We start from the raw sequence: 19,913 nt of genomic DNA, 5'->3' as shown, positions 1-19,913 counted from the left end.
CTTGCCCCTATGAAACCGAATACCCTAGCCACCTTTTACGAGGCGCTGGCCCCAGGTCCTGAATCCGCAGCTGGCGTGGTGCCACCGCCGGATATGGGACAAGGCGTGGGGCATTTCAACGTGTTCCCGTTGGCGGAGCTGCGCGGGACGCCCCCGATGACGTTTAACCGGCGCGACTACTACAAAATCACGCTCTGCCGCGGGCGCAGCCAAGTGGAGTGTGCCGACCAGGCCCCGCACGTCGGCGATACTACCTTATTTCTGGTGACGCCGCGCGTGCCCTACCGGTGGCTGCCGCTCACCGAAGATTTTGCGGGCTATAGCTGCCTCTTCGACGATGCCTTTCTGCTGCCCGCCCGCACCGGGGTGCTGCTGGCGGAGCTGCCGATTTTTCAGCCTGGCGCCTACCCGGTGTGGGACGTGGCCGCGGCCGACTGCGTGGCGCTCGAAGCTATTTTTGAGAAGATGGCGCGCGAGCTTTCGTCGGGCTACGCCTACAAGCACGACCTGCTGCGCACCTACCTCTGGGAGCTGATTCACCTGGTGCAGAAGCTACAGCCGGCCCCCATCCCGCTGGCTACGCACAGCGCCGCCGCCCGCGTGGCCACCCAATTCACGGAGTTGCTAGAGCGGCAGTTTCCGCGCCAGAGCCCGCAGCCGCCGCTGCGCCTGCGCACCGCCACCGACTACGCCGACCAACTAGCCGTGCACGTCAACCACCTCAACCGCGTGCTGAAGGAGACGACCGGCCACACCACCACCGCCCTCCTCAGCCGCCGCCTGGCGCAGGAAGCCAAGCTCTTGCTGAAGCAAACCGCCTGGAGCGTTTCGGAAATTGCCGATAGCCTGGGCTTTGCCGATGTGGCGCACTTCTGCACCTTTTTCAAGCGCCACGCCAGCCAAACGCCGGGGGATTTCCGGCGGCTGGCGGTGTTTGGGGTATAGCGGTAAGTAGTGCGGACTTTTAGTCCGCGAGTTATGGGTAATAAGCTTATGCACTCGCGGACTGAAAGTCCGCGCTACTGTGCAGCAATTTCAAACCTACACCAATATGTTTGAAATCTAAAACCGATGGGTTGACTGGCGAAGTTTACCCCTTTCCTACAGCCCGGACCTTTGTGGGGTACTTACTCGCCTCCATCCCCTAGGAGGCCAAACCCACAGGCAACATGGCAAATCAGAAAATAGCGCTGGTCACTGGTGGCAACAAAGGCATCGGCTTCGAAATAGTGCGGGGGCTACTGCAAGCGGGCTGCCGGGTGTACCTAGGGGCCCGCGAGGCCGCCAAAGGCCAGCAAGCCGTAGTCGAGCTGTCCGCCGAAGGCGACGTTCGCTTTCTCGAAGTAGACCTAAGCAACCAAGCTACCCTAGCCGCCGCAGCGGCGCAGTTGCAACGCGAAGAAGGCCACCTCGACATCCTGGTCAACAATGCGGCCATCAATGTGCCCGGCGACGGCTCGCCCGTCAATGCTGACGTGCGCAGTGTAGAGCAAGCGCTCCAAACCAATTTCCTGGGCACGCTGGCCGTGACCCAGGCGTTTTTGCCGCTGGTGAAGCAGGCCGCGGCGGGGCGCATCGTCAACGTGTCGAGTCCGCTAGGCTCGCTCACCATCGTGGGGCAACACGACTGGGCATTGCTCGGGTACTCGGCCTCGAAAGCCGCGCTGAACATGCTTACCGTGCAGCTAGCCTTCGAGCTGCGCGACACAGGCATCAAGGTAAACTCGGCCGCGCCCGGCTACACCGCCACCGACCTCAACGGCTTTGAAGGCACCGATACGCCCGCGCAGGGCGCGGCGGAAGCCATTCGGCTGGCCCTGCTACCGACTGAGGGACCTACTGGCACGATGTCCTCTGCCGACGGCATTTTGCCTTGGTAAAGGCTAGCAATAGGATGGCCTCCTAACTACGAACTTGCAAACGGCTGTCATGCTGAACGCAATGAAGCATCTCTACCGCACCGTCTGGTTTTGCCCAACGATGCAGTAGAGATGCTTCACTGCGTTCAGCATGACGAACGCTTGCTTTTTTAACCTAAGGACCAATCCGTTGGCTAGCCCACGTATGTCGTCTCTTAGAGCTTAACGCCCTGCGCCTGCAATTGCTTTTCCGATGCGGCCTGGTTGGCCAGAAATTCAGCGTGCTGCTCGGGCGTGCGCTGGGTGCCCAGGTTGGCGAGGTCCTTCTTCACTTCATCGGCCGACAAATCGGTGCAGTACAAGGGCGAGCCCGGCTGCTGGCGCCACGACTCGTGCAGGCTGCCACCATCCACGGCGTCGAAGCCTAGCTCTTCTACTAGCTTCATTGCCTTCTGCTTAGCAGCGGCATCGTCGCCGGCTACCAGTAGCGCGATGCGGCCGGGCGTACCGGCGGGCTTGCCGTTGTTTTGGAGGTTGGCAGCGAAGATGTTGTTGAACACCTTCAGCACTGGGCGGCCTAGGTGCTGCTGCACCCACTCGCTCTCGGTGAGGTCACCGCTTTCCAGCTCGGGGAGTTGGCCATCGCGCAGCAAGGGATAATAGTTGCTGGTGTCGATAATCGGCACATCAGCGGGCACGCCCTCAAAAAGGTCTTTGGGCAGGTCGGGGATGCTTTTCAGCGGAATAGTCACCACAATGAGGTCGGCATCGCGGACTGCTTCTTTGGCCGTTACGGGCGTAGCGCCGGTTTTTTGGGCCAAGTCCGTCAAGGTTTCGGGGCTGCGGGAGTTCGCAATAGCTACTGAGTGGCCGAGGCTGGTGAGCCGAACGGCGAGAGCGCTGCCGATGTGGCCAGCGCCAATGATTCCAATGTGCATAGGGAGATAGATGAGCAGATGTTGAGGAGCCGCTTTTCTGCAAATGCGGCCCGTGCTAAGACCATCCGCCGGAGCGGATTGTTTTACTGGCACTGTGCCCAAATACCCGCCTCTTACTCCTCCTTATTCTTACGGAGGAGGTTACCCTGCTCCTGCCGTGCGGCGGAGGGCTAGCGGCAAGCTCTTGCTTATCTACCCCTAACGCGGCCGCGCTATCTTGCTGACCAGGCTGCTTGCCCTGACCAACTTTCCCCAACCCACCCGTATGAAATTGCTGCTCGGGCTGCTTGCCAGCTGCGTACTAACCGGCTGTAGCCAGCCCATGGACGATACCGCTGCCATTAAGCAGCTGCTGGAAAAAGAATCGGCTACCTGGCGCGCCGGCGACGTAGCGGGCCACGCCGCATGCTGGCACATTCAGCCCTACAGCCGCGTGCTGGTTTCGACTGGCGATGGCAAGGCCCTGGATATTCCACCGGCCCTGATGATAGCGCCCTCCCCCTCCATGGGGCAGGGCGGGGCCGCCGTCAACTCCAACTACAAGATGCACGTGGCAGGCACTACGGCCTGGGTCAGCCACGACGAAGAATCGACCGCCAAGGATGGGCAAAAAACCTACTCCTACGAGTTGCGGCTGCTGGAAAAGATTGACGGACAGTGGAAGCTAGTGGGCCAGTCTATCCACATTCGCAAGCCTTAATACGGGCGCCAAGGGCTAGCGCAGGCTGCTAAACCAGTTGCGGGCCGGCACTACCAGCCCGCCGAAACAGCCAGCCCGAAACCACCCACAGCGCGGCAAATACTCCATTGCCAACCAGCATATTGGGCAGGTTCGCCGACGGCTCGGCGGTGGCAGCGGCGGGCGGCCAGCTAGACAGCGCAATAGCCGCAACCGTGACGTAGGTAAGCGCTGCCGCAAACATGGCGCGCGACATGCCCAGCGGCCGGAACCGCGCCGCAAACGCCCCGCCGAGCGCTACTACCAACACGCTGCCAAACAGCAGGTTGGCGGGGCTGTGCTCGTTGCCTATCAGCCCCACGGCCAGGTTGGCCCACACCAGCAGCAGCCCGGCCGCCACCGCCACGCCCATCGCCAGCCGGTAAGGGCGATTATTGCCCAGCCGCGCCAGCAGGGTAAACGTGAGGCCCGCCCCAAAAAGCAGCGCGCCGGCTACTACGAAATCGGAAAGCGTCCATACCACTTCGGTAGTAAACTGCATGGCCACCAAGGGAATCAGCAACAGCAGCGCCGTGGCAAGCGCTACTCCCATAAGGCTTTTAGCTAGGGTCATGGTCGTGAGGGAGGTGAAAAGTGAAAGTGGCGCAAAGAAAGCAAAAGAACTTTGCATTACAAAGCATATGTTAAGCCATTTGCCTTTTTGCGCGATTCCCTACATTTAGCAGCCTAGCCCTACGCTTACGTTTATGCTCGACCTCGTTATTGATGCCCGCCCGGCCGCCTTGGCACCGGGGTTTGCCGTGAAACGCATCCTGCCCTACCGGCTGCGGCGCATGCTAGGCCCCTTTATTTTTATGGACCACGCCGGGCCAGTGCAGGTAGCGCCCACGCAGCTGGCCAGCCTCGATGTGCTGCCGCACCCGCACATCGGGCTGAGCACGGTGAGCTACTTGTTTGGCGGGCAGGTGACGCACCGCGACAGCCTGGGTGTGGAGCAGATTATTCGGCCCGGCGAGGTAAACTGGATGACGGCTGGCTCGGGCATCTCCCATTCCGAGCGGTTTGAGGACCCGGCGGCCCTGGCGGGCGGCGCCCTCGAAATGCTGCAAACTTGGGTAGCCCTGCCCGAGGCCGATGAAGAGCAGGCGCCCACCTTCCGCAACTACCAGCCCGGCGAGCTGCCCATCTTCACCGATACCGGCGTGTGGATGCGGCTGATTGCGGGCGACGCCTACGGACTGAAAAACAGCGTCGAAACGCACTCGCCGCTGTTTTATGTGCACGTGGTGCTGCAAGCCGGGGCGCGCTTTGGGCTGCCGCGCGGCTACCCCGAGCGCGGCGCCTACGTGGCCAAGGGCAGCGTGGAGGTGAGCGGCCAGGTATACACGCCGGGCCAGCTGCTGGTGTTCACCCCGGGCCTCGACCCGGTGCTGGTGGCCCGCGAGCCCAGCACCCTGATGCTGCTAGGGGGCGAGCCGCTGGGCGAGCGCTTTATCTGGTGGAATTTCGTGTCGTCGCGCCGCGAGCGCATCGAGCAGGCCAAGGCCGACTGGCAAGCCGGCCGCATTGCGCTGCCCCCCACCGACAACCACGAGTTTGTGCCCCTGCCCAGCGACCGTACCCGGCCGGCTGGCTCGGGCTCGCCTCCGCCCCAGGCGTTGTCGTAGGCGGCTCTAGCGGCGGCGCCAACCAGCACAAGGCCGTCTGCGCAAGCACTTACGACTAAGCTGAGCGCTACTTTGGCCAACTTTGCAGGCCCGAACTACCGGCTTACTTGGGTGGCATTCGCATGGAGCCATCGGGGTTGGCGGGCACTTTGGTGAGGGTACGCAGCCGCTTTTTGTCGCGGTGGGTCATGCCGGGCACTTGCCCGGTGCGGCGGTGGGCACGCGGGCCGCCGGCGCTGGACGCATCGGGTGGCGCCACGGGCAGGGCACCCGGCACGTTGGCGGGCACGGCAGTTTGGGCCAGGGCGGTGCCGATAGTCAGCAGGCAGGCGGCTAGTAGCAGGGGGCGTTTCAGGGTTGGGAGGTGCATAAGCAAAGTTGAAAACTGGGGAAGGCGAAGTCATTGCCGCTTACGCAGGCAGCCCGAATTTGTAATTGGCAACTGGCTATATACCCTAGCCAGCCCGGCCACGTAAAGCAAATCAGTACTTCTCACGATTTCCAATTCTCCCTCTCTCATGGCAAAAACCGGAGCCGACCTCCTGGTCGAACGACTACTGGCCTGGGGCGTCGATACCATTTTCAGCCTACCCGGCGATGGCATTAATGGCCTCTATGAATCGCTACGCACGCACCAGGACAAGCTGAAAGTGGTGCTGGTGCGCCACGAAGAATCGGCCGCCTTCATGGCCTGCGGCTACGCCAAGTTTACGGGCAAGCTCGGGGTGTGCCTGGCTACGGGCGGGCCGGGCGGCATTCACCTGCTCAACGGCCTCTACGATGCCAAGTACGACGGGCAGCCGGTGCTGGCCATCACGGGCAGCGCGGCCCACGACCTCAGCGGTACTTACTGGCAGCAGGATGTGGACCTGGTAAAAGTATTTGCCGATGTGGCCGCCTGCAACGAGCGTGTGATGGGCCCTGAGCACGTCGAAAGCATTACGGACCAAGCCATTCGCACGGCGCTCAGCCAGCGCACGGTAGCCCACCTCTCCTTCCCCAAGGACTTGCAGGAGTGGACGACCAGCAACGACAAGGTGTCGCAGATGAACGTGGAGCACCACACCAGCCCCACGCCCGTGAGCTACGATGTGGTCCCTAGCCAGGCGCAGCTGCAAAAGGCCGCCGACGTTATCAATGCGGGCAAAAAGGTGACCATTCTCGCTGGCCGGGGCGCCCTCAACGCCCGCACCGAAGTGGTGCAGCTGGCCGAAACGGTGGGTGGCCCCATCCTGAAGGCGCTGCTGGGCAAGGGCGTAGTGCCCGACGACTCGCCCTACACCACCGGCGGCATCGGGCTGCTGGGCACGGCGCCTTCGCAAGATGCTATGGAAGAGTGCGACACGCTCATTATCGTGGGCTCGCACTTCCCCTACCTCGATTATTACCCCAAGCCGGGCCAGGCGCGCACCGTGCAGATAGACCTCGATGCCAGCCACATCGGGCTGCGCACGCCCGTAGAAGTGGGCCTGCTCGGCGACAGCCGCGCCGTGCTGCAAGCCCTGCTGCCGCTGCTGCAGCGCAAAGACGACCGCGAGTTCTTAGAGAAAGCGCAGGACCGCATGAAGTCGTGGCGCGAGCTGCTGCACGAGCGCGGCAGCCAGGAGGCGAGCCCCATGAAGCCCCAAACCGTACCGCTCACGCTGAGCCCCTTGCTGGCCGAAAACACCATCGTGACCTGCGACTGCGGCAACAACACAACTTGGGCCGCCCGCTACATTCAGATGCAGGAACACATGCTGTTTTCGACCTCGGGGCTGCTCGCTACCATGGCCGCCGGCCTGCCCTACGCCATTGCGGCGTCGGTGGCGCACCCCGGCCGGCCGGTGGTGGCCCTAGTGGGCGATGGCGGCTTTACGATGCTAATGGGCGAGCTGGCCACCGCCGTGCGCTACAAGCTGCCTATCAAGGTGTTTGTATTCAGCAACCGCGCTTATGGCCAGATAAAGTGGGAGCAGATTGTGATGGAAGGCAACCCCGAATTTGGCGTAGACCTCCAGCCCATCGACTTCGCCAAATTTACTGATGCCTGCGGTGCCACGGGTTTTACCCTGACCGAAACCAAAGACGCCGAGCACGTTATCCGCCAGGCGCTGGCCCACGACGGCCCGGTAGTAGTGGATTGCATCGTGGACCCCAATGAGCCCGCCATGCCGGGCAAAGTGAGCACCACGCAGGCCATTGAGTTTGCCAAGGCCCTGGCCCGCGGCGAGCGCGACACCAGCGAAATCATCAAAAACGTGATTAAAAATCAGTATCGCGAGGCCGTGGCTACCAAGGGCCACAGCCTGCTCGATGTGATTCCGGGGCTGTAGGAGTTTGCGAAGTAAATTAAGGCCGTCCTGCTGCGCTTGCCGAAGCAGCTCTACCGAACGTTATCCGAACGGCGCAGTAGAGATGCTTCGGTAAGCGCAGCATGACGGCCTTATTTTTTTGATTATCCCTCCTACCCTACTTCCGCGTTGCCAGCACTTCGCGCACCGTCGTCCACTTGAGGTCAGGATACCGGTCGTTATCGAGCGACGAAAACTTGGGCAAGCCGGTGAACATATTGTGCAGGTACTGCATGCCCTGCCACGGTGGAAATACTTCTTTGGGCGCCGGAGCCAGGCGCCGCGCTATGCGGCTCATCAGCTTGAGCAGCCACAAGCCGCCGGCGCGCAAGCGGCCGAAACGCTGGCCTGTGGTGGCGGCAGCGGCCGCTTGCAAGTCGCGCACGGTGGCTACTTCGCCGGCCACGCGGAGGTAGCGCGGCGTGGTGGGGTCGAGGGCCGCGGCGGCGGTGAAGGCGGCCGTGTCGGCAATGGTGGTGAAATCGAGCGGCTGGTCGGCCGAGCCCCAGTAGAGCACCCGCTTGATTTTGAACAGAATAACCGGCGCCTGACCAGTCAGCAGGTCCGTAAACATGCCGTTGAGCACCGAGGTGGCCTGGATGGATGCCTGGTCGAGCCGGCGGCCAAACTCGCGGCGCAGGTCCAGGTTGCGGTTCGAACCCTCGGGCAGCTTGGTGTAGTCGATGGAATAATCGGACGGAATAAAGCGCGGCACGCCGGCCGCCACGGCGGCATTGAGCAGCTGTGTTTGCGCATCTACTATCACGTCGCGCAGGCCCGAGAGCGCCGACACCACACAGTCGGCACCCGCGAAGGCCCTAGCCAGGGCTGCCGCATTGTTGAAATCAACCTCGACGATAGCGGCACCGCGTTCGCGTAGCGCCGTAATTTCTGGCTTGGCGGCGCTGGCGGGGCGCACCAAGGCGCGCAGCCGCGCGCCCCGGTCTAGCAGGGCTAGCCCAATGCGGTGGCCCAGGTCGCCGGTGGCGCCGGCCAGGGCTATGGTAAGTGGCTCGGCAACCGAATGGCCGGCGGACGTGGTGGAAGCAGCAGTGGACATTAACGGAATAAAAGCGTGGTAGCAACTCAACCCAACAAAGAAGCCCTTGCTGACAACAAGGGCTTCTTTGGTAACATCAAACCAGCTAGCCGGGGCTAGCAGCGTTTCTTACATCTTTGTTTTGGCTTTCATTGAGCCATCCGACGACTTCATTTTGCGGCTTTTGCGCATCATTTTCTTATCGTTGTGGCTCATGCCCGACATATTATCCATGCGGCCACTGGTGTTCGTGGTCTGGTCGGTAGTGGTGCCGGCGCTCGGCATATTAGAAGGGTTGCCGGTTTGGGCGCCGGGTGCGGTGCCGGGGGCTACAGTTTGAGCCAGGGCGGCGCTGGTAGTGAAGGCCAGGGCGGCAGCTAAAAGCAGGGGGAGTTTCATGACAGGGGAAAAGGCTAGTGAAAAAAAGCGGCGGGTTAGCCGCAGCCCGCTACTATACGTGATACTGGCAGAACCGTTTAGGACGCCCTAGCCCAGCTTAGCTTTTTACAGGGCACGGGCGACGGCTCCAAACTTGAAACATGGCGGCCGGCCCCGCGTTTGCGAAGCAGGTACGCCCGCTGCGGCCCTAGCCCCTACTACTATGCCTACCCTACCGCTCGACGAAGTCACGTTTGAAAATCCTTTTGTAGAAGAGCTGCGCGGCGAGGAGGCCGGCCCTAGTGGCTCGCGCCAGGTGCCGGGCTACTGCTACTCGCGGGTGCGCCCCACGCCCGTGCCCGCGCCACGCCTGCTGGCCTGGTCCGATGAGCTGGGCGAATTACTAGGCCTAGCCCGGCCATCCGAGCGCAGCGCGGCGCTCAATATCCTGGCCGGCAACATTCTCACCCCCAGCATGAAGCCCTTTGCGGCGCGCTACGGCGGGCACCAGTTTGGCAACTGGGCCGGGCAGCTCGGCGATGGCCGGGCTATCTCGCTAGGCCAGGTACCGGCCGTGGATGGCCGCCGCTGGGAAATCCAGCTGAAGGGCGCCGGCCCCACGCCCTACTCGCGCCGGGCCGATGGCCGGGCGGTGCTGCGCTCGTCGCTGCGCGAGTTTTTGTGCAGCGAGGCTATGCACCACCTGGGCCTGCCCACCACCCGCGCCCTGAGCCTGGTGAGCACGGGCGCCGAGGTGGTGCGCGACATGTTTTACGACGGCCACCCCGCCCCCGAGCCGGGCGCCATTGTGGCCAGGGTAGCGCCCACGTTCATTCGCTTCGGCAACTTTCAGCTGATGGCAGCCAGCGGCGAAATGGACAACCTGCGGGCCTTGGCCGACTACACCATTCGCCATCACTACCCCGAGCTGGGCGAGCCCTCGCCGGCGGTGTATGAGCAGTGGTTTGCCGAGGTGGCGCGGCGCACCGCCGTGCTGGTAGCGCACTGGATGACGGTGGGCTTCGTGCACGGTGTGCTCAACACCGATAATATGTCCATTCTGGGCCTCACCATCGACTACGGCCCCTACGGCTGGCTTGAGCCCTACGACCCCGACTGGACGCCCAACACCACCGATTTTAACTCAAGGCGCTACGCCTTTGGCCAGCAGCCGCGCGTGGGCCTGTGGAACCTCATGGCCCTGGCCCAGGCGCTAGGCCCCCTAGTGGCCGATGTGCAGGCCCTACGCCCCAGCCTCGACCTCTACGCTCATACACTGGCCACTACCCAGCACGAGCTGCTGCTACGCAAACTCGGCCTCACGCCCAAGGAGCCTGCCGCCGACCGCGCCCTTACGGAGGCGCTGCCCGAGGCCTTGGCCGGCCCGCAGGTTGATATGACCATCTTTTTCCGGCAGCTGTCGCACCTGGTCCCAGGTCTGCTGACTGGCTCTTCCGCCGACGAGGAAGCGTTGTTTCGCGGCCTGCTCGCTCAGGCTGCCTACGAAGCCGCGCCCGCCGAAGACCAGGCCCTGCTCGACTGGCTAGCCCGCTACGCCCAGCGCCTGCGCCAGGAAACGGCTGACCCCGAGGCTATTCGCACCGGTATGCTAGCCGCCAACCCGAAGTATGTGCTGCGCAACTACCTGGCCCAGCGTGCCATTGAAGCCGCCGAAACCGGCGACCTGCTGCCGCTCAACACACTGTTTGAGGTGTTGAAAACGCCTTTTGACGAGCACCCAGCGTATGAGACCCTAGCCGCCAAGCGCCAGCGCCCCGAGTGGGCCCGCGACAAGCCCGGCAGCGCTACGCTCTCGTGCAGCTCATAGCTTCTCTATCCTATGCCCGCTCCCACCTACCACATCGGATGCTCTGGCTTTTCGTTTCGCGATTGGAAAGGCGTGTTTTACCCACCCGAGTTGCCGCCGCGCAAGTGGCTGGCTTACTACTGCTCGCAGTTCAACACCTTGGAGCTCAACGTTACCTTTTACCGAATGCCGACGCTCAAGGCCTTCGAAACATGGTACGACCAAAGTCCGGCCGGCTATCAGTTTTCGGTGAAGGCGCCGCGCATGGTGACGCACTACAAGAAGTTCAATGCCGACGCGCAGCCCATTCTGGCCGATTTTTACGGCACCGTGCGCGAGGGCCTGCGCGACAAGCTCGGGCCGGTGCTTTTTCAGCTGCCGCCCAAGGCCGAATACAGCGACGAGCTGGCCCAGCGCCTCGTCGATAGCCTCGACCCTGCCTTTACCAACGTGGTCGAGTTTCGGCACCCTAGCTGGTGGGAAGCCGAGCCGCAGCGGCTGCTTACGCGCCACGGCATCATGTTTGTGGGCCAGAGCTACCCGCCCCCGCTGGAGCTGCCCGATGAGGTAGTGGCCAACACGCCAGTGCTTTACTACCGTTTTCACGGCGTGCCCGAGCTCTATAAGTCGTCGTATAGCGAGGAGTTTCTGGCCCGGATTGCGGACGAAGTAAAGGCCGCGCCGCACGTGCAGCAGGTGTATCTGTACTTCAACAATGGCATCGGCGGCGTGGGCGTGCACAACGCCCGGCAGATGCAGGCGCTGCTGCACAATACCCCAACGTAACCCATTCGCCAGCAAGCAGCTGTTTTAGAAGTTGAGTTGCTCTCGAGTAAGTGATGGCGAAGGAAATTCACGGCGGCTATTCAGTTAGTTGCCGGCAGGCTGCGTAAACGGGGCCGGTGACCAATCACCGCTTTGCTATTCCCGATGCCCACATTCACAGTCGAACGCCTCTCCTTCCAGCACCTTGCTTCGCTACCCAATGCCTGGCAGTCAGCCGATTACTTAGCCCTGCTCACGAAGCTGGACTACGAAAACCCAGAAGCCATTGCCCCGGCTGAGCTGAAGGAAATGACCCAGCTGGCGCTCACCGACCTCGAACCCGCCGAGGCTGCTGAAGTCGTGCTAGGCTATCTTTTCCCCGACGACCTCACCAAAGGCCAGCTCGACCAGCTGGCCCACCAGCTGCAAACCGAGAAGCTGTGGGAAGAAAACCCCAATTTCGCGCTGCACCAGGGCTTTTTCAACGCTACACAGCTGTTGTATGAAGCTTACAACGGCAAGTTTCCGCACCCGCAGGCCGTCGAGTTTAAGGTGAAGCTCACGGCCGCTAGCCCCGCCGACCTGGCCGTGCTCGACCAGGAGCCGGCCGCCACGCTGCTGCGCCTGCTGGCGCCGGGCCTGTCGGACCGCACCCTGCTGCACCGCTTGTTCAGCGACCAGCTGGCGGGCGGCGATTTTCCCGAAGCAACGTCGATTTTGTGGCAGCTCACCCCTAGCGAGCAAACGGACACCAGCGTGGTCTACGACATCATTAGCTCAGACTACTGGCTGGAAGATTTCAAATTTGCCGATAGCTACGAAGCCACGCTCCCAACTGGGTAGGGCACTTTTTTTATGCAATGAAGCCCAAAAGACCGTCCTGCTGAGCTTGCCGAAGCATCTCTACCGTACCATTGAACGGCGCGGTATAGATGCTTCGGCAAGCTCAGCAGGACGGTCTTTGTTATTGGCTTTAAATGATTTAGTTCAATCCCACCTTCCCTTTCATCGACTCGAATAGTTTGGGCGAGTCGAAACCGATACCGTGCTTGAATACAATTTCCATCTGGCGCAGCTGGCGGATATCCTTTTCCGGGTCGCCGTTTACCAGCACTAAGTCGGCTTGCTTGCCAGCTTCGATGGTGCCGATTTCGCGGTCGCGGCCGAGGTACTTAGCGCCGTTCAGAGTGCAAATCTGGATGGCTTGCAGCGGCGTGAAGCCGCCCTCCACCAGCAGCTCGATTTCGCGGCGGTTGGCGTAGCCCGCAATGGTGCGGCCCGCCCCGGTGGGGTCGGTGCCGGCTACCAGCAGGCCGCCGGCATCAAAAAACTGCTTTTCCCAGCCTTGCTCCTTTTTGAAAAGCGCCACGCTGGCCGAGTCCTTGCCCTGGCTGGCCTGCCAGGTTTTGGTTTCGCGCTCTTGCAGCTGCGGAATGAGCGCATCAAGCCCGCCGCCCAGCACCACCTCGCGGCCGGTGTAGGGCTCGAACACGGGCAGCGTAGACGTGAGTGCTACTTTTTTACTAATCAGATACTTGATAAGGTCGGTCACGGCCGGGCTGTTGGCTGGCTGGCGCAGCAGGCCCTGGCGGGCCACTGGATAGTCGCAGGCATCGGCCACGCGGCCGGGCGCAAAATCGGAGCTGGCCATAAAGCCGTGCTCGAGGTTGTCGATGCCGATTTCGGCGGCCTCGCGGTAGGTAATGGCACAGAGGTGACCCGTCACTTTGAGCTGGCGGGCGTGGGCCTCGCGCACCACGGCGGCTAGGTCGGCGCGGGTGGCGTGCATGTACATTTTGAAGGAGGTGCAGCCCTTATCGGCCCAAAACTTGGTGCTGGCGGCGGCATCGGCGGGGCCATGCACGGTGTTCAGGGCCGGAATATCCATGCCGGGCTCCTCCATATAGGGGGCAGTCACGTCCATGTCGGGGCCAATGAATTTGCCCTCGCCGATGAGACGCTGAATAGCCAAGTCGGTCTGCGGCTCGATGCTGCCCGCGGTGCGGATGGTGGTGGCCCCGCCCGCCAGGTAGAGGCGCGGAAACGAATAGGGCATCTGGGCGATGTTGAAAAGCCCGCCCGCCGGCATGGTGTAGTAGAGGTGCTCGTGCAGCATCACTAGCCCCGGAATCAGGGTTTTACCGGCGCAATTCACGACCTCGGCGCCGGCCGGCACCTTCACTTTTTTGCTAGGCCCTAGCTGCTCGATGCGGCCGTTGCGCAACAGCACCGTTTGGTGCAGCAGCGCCGGGCGGCCCGTGCCGTCGATAACCTTGGCATCGGTGAGCGCCACCACGGGCGCACTCACTTTGATGAATTCCTTAACGGCCGGGGTGAAAGTGGGCGGCGGAGTGGGGCTAGCGCTGGGCGGCGCCTGTGCCAGGGCCGGCGAAGCCAGCCACGCGCTCAGCAGGCCAGCAAGGAGCGGCCGAAGAAGTAAGTTTTGTTTCATGGTTGCCAGGGGCGTAGAATTTCTGTGGATGGGCTAAGGTCGGTTCTGGCTAACAATCTCGGCATAAGTCACGTCTGTGATGCTGACGAAGGAAGCATCTAGTCACGTCCCAATGACTGGCTACAGGGTGAGAAGATGCTTCGCAAGCAGACGCCAGATAAGCATGACAAACGGTTTTATTCTTTAGCTGCAAGCTCCTAGTACTTTATGCCCACGTATCACATTGGCTGCTCGGGGTACCACTACCGGCACTGGCGCGGCGTTTTCTACCCCGAAAAGCTGCCCATGCGGCGCTGGTTTGAGTTTTACAGCCAGCATTTCCGCACGCTTGAGCTCAACGTCACGTTCTACCGATTTCCGCAGCTTTCCTTTCTCGAAAACTGGTATGCCCAAAGTCCGCCCGACTTTCAGTTTGCCGTAAAAGCGCCCAAGCTGATAACCCACTACAAGCAGTTTCACAACGTAGGGCAGCTGCTGGGCGACTTTTACGACACCACTAGCAAGGGCTTGCTCGAAAAGCTAGGGCCCATTTTATTTCAGCTGCCGCCGCGTATGGGCTACGACGCCGAGCGCCTCACCCGTATCCTCGACTGCCTCGACCCGGCTTTTGTCAACGTGCTCGAATTCAGGCACCCTAGCTGGTGGCGCGACGAAGTATACGAAGCCCTGCAGCAGCGCGACGTCACGTTTAGCGGCCAGAGCCACCCGCTGCTGCCCGATACCGTGGTGACTACCGCGCCCACATTCTACTACCGCTTTCACGGGGTGCCCGACCTCTACGCCTCGCCCTACCCCAGCGACTTCCTGCAGCGCATCGCCGCCGAGGTAGCCACCGAGCCCGGCGTAACGCAGGCCTACCTCTACTTCAATAACGACATCGGCGGCTCGGCCATCCCCAATGCGCAAGAAATGAGAACCTTGCTAGGCGGGTAGTAAGCACCCCAATAGCAGTTGAATAGCCACTAGCAGCAAAAGCCCCCACGCTTCGATAGGCTCGGCGTGGGGGCTTTTGCTATATGGTGTAGCTCGCTACCGGCTAGCCACGCTAGGGCTGGTTGGGGCAGCAGTTGCAGCGGCTGCCTTCGTGGCGCTCACGCGCCAGAGCTTGTTGCCGGCATCGTCGGTCACGAGCAGGGCGCCGTCGGGCAGCGTTACCACGCCCACGGGGCGGCCGTAGGCCTTGTCCGAGCCATCGCCTACCAAAAAGCCCGTCAGGAAAGGCTCGGGCTTGCCGGCTGGCTTGCCATCCTGAAAGGGCACAAAGGCCACCTGGTAGCCCGAGTAGGCCGTGCGGTTCCAGGAGCCGTGCTCGCCCACAAAGGCACCGTTCTGATACTTGGCGGGGAAGGCCTTTTTGTCGTAGAAAGTGAGGCCTAGCGCGGCCACGTGCGGGCCCATAGGCACGTCGGGCACAATGGCTTTTTGCACAAGGTCGGGGCGCTCGCCTTTGCGGCGCGGGTCTTCATTCGGGCCATAATACGCGTAGGGCCAGCCGTAGAAGCCGCCTTGCTTTACGCTCGTGATGTAGTCGGGCACCAGCTCGTCGCCCAGCTCATCGCGCTCGTTTACGGCGGCCCAGAGGGCTTTGGTCACGGGGTTCCAGGCCAGGCCGATGGGGTTGCGCAGGCCACTGGCGTATACTTTTTCGCCCGTGCCGTCGAGGTTGATTTCGAGAATATTAGCGCGGCGCAGCTCGTTGGCGGGGCCGTGCTCCATCACGTTTGAGCCCGAACCCACGGTGACCAAAATCTTCTTGCCGTCGGCGCTCGGGTACAGGTTGCGGGTCCAGTGGTTGTTGTAGCCGCCTTCGGGCAGGTCCAGTATTTTCTGGCCCTTGGCCGTGATGCTGGTAGCGCCCGGCTGGTACGGAAACTTCAGCACGCCGTCGGTATTGGCCACGTAAAAAGCGGTACCCAGCACGAGCATGCCGAAGGGCTGGTTGAGGCCGCTCATAAACACCGTGCGCAGATCGGGCCGGCCGTCGCCGTTGGTGTCGCGAAAGAGCGTAATGCGGTTGGCGCTGGTGCGCTGCAAGGAGCGCGACTTGTCGAGGTGCAGCGTGGCGGCAATCTGCTTTTTGGTGCCCTTGGGTAAGGTAGCCGCCTCGGCCACCAGCACATCGCCGTTGGGCGCCACGTAGGCCCAGCGCGGGCTTTCGAGGTTGCCGGCAAATTCGCTTACGGTGAAACCGGCCGGCGCCGTGGGCGTTTTGCCAGCCGGCCAGTCAATGACATCGACCCGATGCGTCACCGATTTGGTAGTATAGGGGGCCGGCAGGTGCACCGTTTCGGCTTTGGGCGTGGTAATGGTTTGGGCCGGATTGTCGGCTTGCGCCTGCTGCTTTTCTTCTTTGCTGGGGCCGCTGCTGCACGCAGCCAGCAGGCCCAGCGCCGGGAGCAGCGCGGTATAACGTAAATAGAACATGGAACTAGAATAGGGAGAAACCGCCTTCAGTCACGGCTCAGAATTCCTTCATTTTACTGCTACGCAACGCAATAGTTGCGTGGCCCGCCCGGCCATTACTCTTTTACTAGCCGAGCGCTGCCTTGTGCAGCCCCATTTTCACCCACGGCTCTAAGTAAATACACTCCTGGCGGCAGACCCGCCAGGTTGAGGGATGCTTCTTTTTCGGCCGGCACCTGGGCTACGCACTGCCCCGTGGTATTGTAGAGTAGCAGTCGCACAGTGCCAGCCGGCAAGCCACTGGCCCACACTTGGTCGTGGGCCGGGTTGGGGGCTAGCCGCAGCGGGCCAGTGGTACAGGGCGAGGTAAGGACCACGGTGGGACTATAGGTATAGGCACCCCCAAAGTCCCTCATCTTCAAGCGAAAGTATTGCATACCCCCCAACGAGCCGATGCGGTAGGTATAAGCCGCGCCGGTGGGGCTGTTGCGGCTGGCTAGGGTGCCAAGCGGGGCAAACGCCTGCCCATCGGCCGAAGCCTGCACTTCGTAGGCCTGGCTGTTTAGCTCGCTGGCCGTGCGCCAGGCCAGCGTAGCCGCGCACGAAGCCCCTACATCGAGCTGCCCCGTAAAGCTGACTAGCCCCACCGGCAACGGCGCCGCGCAAATCAGACTCTGAAAAAAAGCCGCTGCCGCCGTATTGATGGCCGTCACGTTGGGCTCTTGACGGATGCTGGTGTGAGTGCCTCCGACTAGGGTATAGAGCTGATTGACAATACCTACACTGGTAGCCTGAGGGTGAATGACCCCACTGCCGTGGAAGGGGTAGCTGGAAATTCCAAAAATATAGCCGTCGCCATAGGGCACCGTGGTATCGGCGTCGCCGTGGGCACTGAAAATGGGCGGGTTGCCGGCACTGATTACGCTCAGCGTGGCCACGCCACCGGCCAGGCTAAAGGTGCCGGCCAGGTTACGGGCATTGTAGCTGGGCAGCGAGCTATTAGGGGCCGGCAGGTCGGTATTGCCTTCGAGGCCACCGTTGTTCTGATAAGCGGCAGTGAAGGTGGGGTCTTCGGTTTCGCTATCGATGTAAGCCGTTTGCAGCGCCGTGATGGCGCCAGCCGAGTAGCCCGCCACGATAATTTTGGCTGGGTCGATGCGGTAGGTAGCGGCGTTGGCGCGAAAAAAGCGTACGGCCGCCTTCATATCACTGCTAGCCCGCACTATTTCGTCGGCCAGCAGGGCCGGGCTGCCAAACACCGTTAGCACGCTATTAGCAGGAATTCGCCGGTAGTCGATGGTGGCCGTCGCGTAGCCTTTTCTGGCGAAAGCCTGGCACAGGTCGTCCATGTCGGTGCGCTGCCCATTGATGAACGACCCACCAAACGCGAAGATTATTAATGGTCGCTGTGCAAGCACATCGCCGCTAGGCTCATAAAAATCGAGCGCCAGTGTTACCAGCGAAGTAGTAGGCGGGCTAAAGCCATAATTGTAGTTGACCACCGAATTCTGGCCATATACAATGCCCGTGCTTTTGGTCACATCCGCAAAGACGTTGCTGGCGTAGCGACCAGTAGTGCAAGTAGGCGCCTGCCCATAGGCTGGGTAGCGCAAGCCGCTGGCTAGCCCCAGCAGCAGGCACAAGGTGTAGAGAGTTTTCATAGCGCACAGATTGTAAGAGAGTTTACTAGCTGTACTCCTTTTAGAAAGATAGGGTTAACCAAAAAAAGGCAGGCTCCGGAATGGAGCCTGCCTTTTTACTGACCAGAGCTAGGGGCGCTTACTTGCGCTTAGCGGGGGCCTTGCGGCTGTGGCGCGCGCCGGTGCCAGTGGTCTTCTTGCCAGGCAGCTTCTTGCCCTCGGCCTTTAGCTCCGAGATGCTCGGGGCGGGGCCGTACTTGGCTTCGGCGGCGTTGGTTTCGCCCGTCAGGTAGGGGTCAAAGTCCACGCGGCGGTTCAGGGCCTGACCTGCTTTGGTTTTGTTGTCGGCAATAGGCTTGGTTTTGCCATAGCCACGAGCCTCAATGCGCTCGGCCGGGATGCCGTGCTCGAGCATGTACTTACGGGCGGCAGCAGCACGCTCGTAGCTCAGGCGCAGGTTATAGTTTTCGTCACCTACGTTGTCGGTGTGGCCGGCAATGCTGAGCGAGTAGTCTGGGTAGTCGTTCATAATCTGCACCATCTGGTTGAGGCGCGTGTACGAACTCGGCTTCAGCGTGGCCTTGTTGAAGTCGAAGTTGATGTACTTCGTAGCCTCATTAAGGATTTTCTTGGCCTCGGCCTTAATCTCGGGGCAGCCTTTATTGGAGGCCGGGCCGGCGCGGTCGGGGCAGCGGTCCTGGTAGTCGGGCACCCCGTCGCCGTCCGTATCAAGCGGGCAGCCGTTGGCATCCACTTTCACGCCGCTGGGCGTGCCGGGGCACTTGTCGAGGTAATCCGGAACACCGTCGCCATCAGCATCGAGCGGGCAACCGCTAGCGTCCACTTTTACGCCGGCCGGGGTATTGGGGCACTTGTCGTCGGCATCGGCTACGCCGTCGCCATCCGCATCGGGGCAGCCTTGCAGGGCGGCCAGGCCTTTCACATCGGGGCACTTGTCCTGGTAGTCAGGTATGCCATCGCCGTCCGTGTCAAGCGGGCAGCCGTTCACGTCCACCTTCACGCCGGTAGGCGTGTTGGGGCACTTGTCTTTGCGGTCGGGCACGCCGTCGCCGTCCGTATCCTTGGCTTTGCCGAGGGCGGCAGTAAGGCCCACGCCATAGACCAAGAAGCGGTCATAGTATTTGCCGCTGCTCGAATTATCGATGTCAATGCCATCGCCGGTGAAGGCGTAGTGCTGGCTAGCCGTCACATCGAGGCCCACGGCGGGCGACAGCCGAAAGCGCAGGCCGGCCTGCCCAAATACCTCGGGGCGGCGCACCTGGTTGAAGAAGCGGCCAGGCGTAGCGGTCAGATTAGGATTGAAGGTGAGGTAGTTGCCTTCGCTGTTAGCCACAAAAAAACCACCCCCACCCATCAGGTAAGGCTGAATGAAGGCGTCCTCCTTGATAAACTTACCGTTGTTGAACTTCAGCTTCAGGCCGAGGTCAAACATGGCAATTTTGGCGTTAAACTCGTTGCGCGGCGCTGCATCAGCGGTGAAGCGGTACTTCTGGTAGTTGCCCAGCAAGCTCAGGTCGAACGTAGGCGAGAGGTAGCGGGTGATATGGGCCCCTACCCCTACTTGTAGCGGGAAGTGCATCACACCGAAGTCGCCACCCAGGTTGCCCTGGTATTGCAGGTAGCTGAGATTGACGCCGATAGCCGTTTTGCGGTCGGGAGTTTGGGCCTGCGCTGTGGTAGCGCTCAGGCCAGCCGCCACCAGCAGTGCGCCGGGGAGCAGTCTCCGAAGAATGGGAGAAAAATCACTCATAAATAGAAGGTGGATGGTTAAAAAAATGGGTGGTTAACCAGCTAGGTGGCCCTTCTTACGCAGAAGTTGCTACTAGGGTAAGCCAAGGCCTAGCATTACTTCGTAAATACTTGTCTTTCAAACCCCATCAATTCTATATACAACAGCTACACGGGCGTATTCCGCGACGCAGGCTGCCTGCG

Annotated in this window: 18 protein-coding genes; 9 read left to right on the top strand and 9 right to left on the bottom strand. The window is 61.6% G+C overall.

Annotated elements, in window-relative coordinates; genetic code table 11:
• The first annotated feature begins 9 nt into the window (after window positions 1–9).
• Together J4D99_RS14565 and J4D99_RS14560 are read left to right on the top strand one after the other, a co-directional pair.
• Window positions 10–945 (top strand): helix-turn-helix domain-containing protein, encoded by a 936-nt coding sequence (locus tag J4D99_RS14565; protein ID WP_208132462.1) that lies wholly within the window; start codon window positions 10–12, stop codon window positions 943–945.
• 224 nt (window positions 946–1,169) lie between these two features.
• A complete protein-coding gene (locus J4D99_RS14560; protein WP_208132461.1) occupies window positions 1,170–1,880 on the top strand; it encodes an SDR family oxidoreductase in 711 nt (236 codons plus the stop codon).
• 194 nt (window positions 1,881–2,074) lie between these two features.
• Here J4D99_RS14560 and J4D99_RS14555 read toward each other — a convergent pair whose 3' ends face one another.
• On the bottom strand, window positions 2,075–2,797 hold the full coding sequence (locus J4D99_RS14555) for an NADPH-dependent F420 reductase (protein WP_208132460.1): 723 nt from the start codon (window positions 2,795–2,797) through the stop codon (window positions 2,075–2,077).
• Window positions 2,798–3,119: 322 nt separating this feature from the next.
• Here J4D99_RS14555 and J4D99_RS14550 point away from each other — a divergent pair, with 322 nt between their 5' ends.
• Complete coding sequence (locus tag J4D99_RS14550) at window positions 3,120–3,497, top strand: nuclear transport factor 2 family protein (RefSeq protein ID WP_208132459.1); 378 nt, start codon at window positions 3,120–3,122, stop codon at window positions 3,495–3,497.
• Between the two features lie 28 nt (window positions 3,498–3,525).
• Here the strand turns inward: J4D99_RS14550 and J4D99_RS14545 are convergent, their stop codons facing one another.
• Entirely contained in the window at window positions 3,526–4,068 is a 543-nt protein-coding gene (locus J4D99_RS14545) for a hypothetical protein (RefSeq protein WP_208132458.1), read from the bottom strand.
• Window positions 4,069–4,222: 154 nt separating this feature from the next.
• Here J4D99_RS14545 and J4D99_RS14540 point away from each other — a divergent pair, with 154 nt between their 5' ends.
• The gene (locus tag J4D99_RS14540) at window positions 4,223–5,143 is read left to right on the top strand and encodes a pirin family protein (RefSeq protein ID WP_208132457.1); all 921 of its coding nucleotides are present in this window, start codon (window positions 4,223–4,225) and stop codon (window positions 5,141–5,143) included.
• Window positions 5,144–5,246: 103 nt separating this feature from the next.
• On the opposite strand, the gene J4D99_RS14535 is transcribed toward J4D99_RS14540, so the two are convergent.
• Window positions 5,247–5,513 carry a hypothetical protein gene (locus J4D99_RS14535; RefSeq protein ID WP_208132456.1) on the bottom strand — a complete coding sequence of 89 codons (267 nt, stop codon included), beginning with the start codon at window positions 5,511–5,513 and terminating at the stop codon, window positions 5,247–5,249.
• Window positions 5,514–5,661: 148 nt separating this feature from the next.
• On the opposite strand from J4D99_RS14535, the gene J4D99_RS14530 reads away from it, so the two are divergent.
• Window positions 5,662–7,458: a thiamine pyrophosphate-dependent enzyme gene (locus J4D99_RS14530; RefSeq protein WP_208132455.1), complete on the top strand. Its 1,797-nt coding sequence runs from the start codon at window positions 5,662–5,664 to the stop codon at window positions 7,456–7,458.
• A 136-nt stretch (window positions 7,459–7,594) separates the two neighbouring features.
• On the opposite strand, the gene J4D99_RS14525 is transcribed toward J4D99_RS14530, so the two are convergent.
• Together J4D99_RS14525 and J4D99_RS14520 are read right to left on the bottom strand one after the other, a co-directional pair.
• Complete coding sequence (locus J4D99_RS14525) at window positions 7,595–8,536, bottom strand: NmrA family NAD(P)-binding protein (protein ID WP_208132454.1); 942 nt, start codon at window positions 8,534–8,536, stop codon at window positions 7,595–7,597.
• A gap of 108 nt (window positions 8,537–8,644) precedes the next feature.
• Entirely contained in the window at window positions 8,645–8,914 is a 270-nt protein-coding gene (locus J4D99_RS14520; protein ID WP_208132453.1) for a hypothetical protein, read from the bottom strand.
• A 202-nt stretch (window positions 8,915–9,116) separates the two neighbouring features.
• On the opposite strand from J4D99_RS14520, the gene J4D99_RS14515 reads away from it, so the two are divergent.
• The 3 genes from J4D99_RS14515 (at window position 9,117) to J4D99_RS14505 (ending at window position 12,308) form a co-directional block, all read left to right on the top strand.
• On the top strand, window positions 9,117–10,721 hold the full coding sequence (locus J4D99_RS14515; RefSeq protein ID WP_208132452.1) for a protein adenylyltransferase SelO: 1,605 nt from the start codon (window positions 9,117–9,119) through the stop codon (window positions 10,719–10,721).
• A gap of 12 nt (window positions 10,722–10,733) precedes the next feature.
• A complete protein-coding gene (locus tag J4D99_RS14510; protein WP_208132451.1) occupies window positions 10,734–11,486 on the top strand; it encodes a DUF72 domain-containing protein in 753 nt (250 codons plus the stop codon).
• A gap of 144 nt (window positions 11,487–11,630) precedes the next feature.
• The gene (locus tag J4D99_RS14505) at window positions 11,631–12,308 is read left to right on the top strand and encodes a hypothetical protein (RefSeq protein WP_208132450.1); all 678 of its coding nucleotides are present in this window, start codon (window positions 11,631–11,633) and stop codon (window positions 12,306–12,308) included.
• Between the two features lie 139 nt (window positions 12,309–12,447).
• On the opposite strand, the gene J4D99_RS14500 is transcribed toward J4D99_RS14505, so the two are convergent.
• Entirely contained in the window at window positions 12,448–13,917 is a 1,470-nt protein-coding gene (locus tag J4D99_RS14500) for an amidohydrolase family protein (RefSeq protein ID WP_208132449.1), read from the bottom strand.
• Window positions 13,918–14,124: 207 nt separating this feature from the next.
• Here J4D99_RS14500 and J4D99_RS14495 point away from each other — a divergent pair, with 207 nt between their 5' ends.
• The gene (locus J4D99_RS14495; RefSeq protein WP_208132448.1) at window positions 14,125–14,850 is read left to right on the top strand and encodes a DUF72 domain-containing protein; all 726 of its coding nucleotides are present in this window, start codon (window positions 14,125–14,127) and stop codon (window positions 14,848–14,850) included.
• 96 nt (window positions 14,851–14,946) lie between these two features.
• Here J4D99_RS14495 and J4D99_RS14490 read toward each other — a convergent pair whose 3' ends face one another.
• The 3 genes from J4D99_RS14490 to J4D99_RS14480 all read right to left on the bottom strand — a co-directional run bounded on the left by J4D99_RS14490 (window position 14,947) and on the right by J4D99_RS14480 (window position 19,731).
• Window positions 14,947–16,341 (bottom strand): PQQ-dependent sugar dehydrogenase, encoded by a 1,395-nt coding sequence (locus J4D99_RS14490; RefSeq protein WP_208132447.1) that lies wholly within the window; start codon window positions 16,339–16,341, stop codon window positions 14,947–14,949.
• Between the two features lie 95 nt (window positions 16,342–16,436).
• Window positions 16,437–17,981 carry a T9SS type A sorting domain-containing protein gene (locus J4D99_RS14485; protein ID WP_208132446.1) on the bottom strand — a complete coding sequence of 515 codons (1,545 nt, stop codon included), beginning with the start codon at window positions 17,979–17,981 and terminating at the stop codon, window positions 16,437–16,439.
• Between the two features lie 118 nt (window positions 17,982–18,099).
• Window positions 18,100–19,731 carry an OmpA family protein gene (locus tag J4D99_RS14480; protein ID WP_208132445.1) on the bottom strand — a complete coding sequence of 544 codons (1,632 nt, stop codon included), beginning with the start codon at window positions 19,729–19,731 and terminating at the stop codon, window positions 18,100–18,102.
• Between the last annotated feature and the right edge of the window lie 182 nt (window positions 19,732–19,913).

It is taken from the genome of Hymenobacter sp. BT559 (assembly GCF_017571525.1).
GTDB lineage: Bacteria > Bacteroidota > Bacteroidia > Cytophagales > Hymenobacteraceae > Hymenobacter > Hymenobacter ginsengisoli.
Note: the sequence above shows the minus strand (reverse complement) of the source record. Positions and strands in the feature narration are given on the sequence as shown.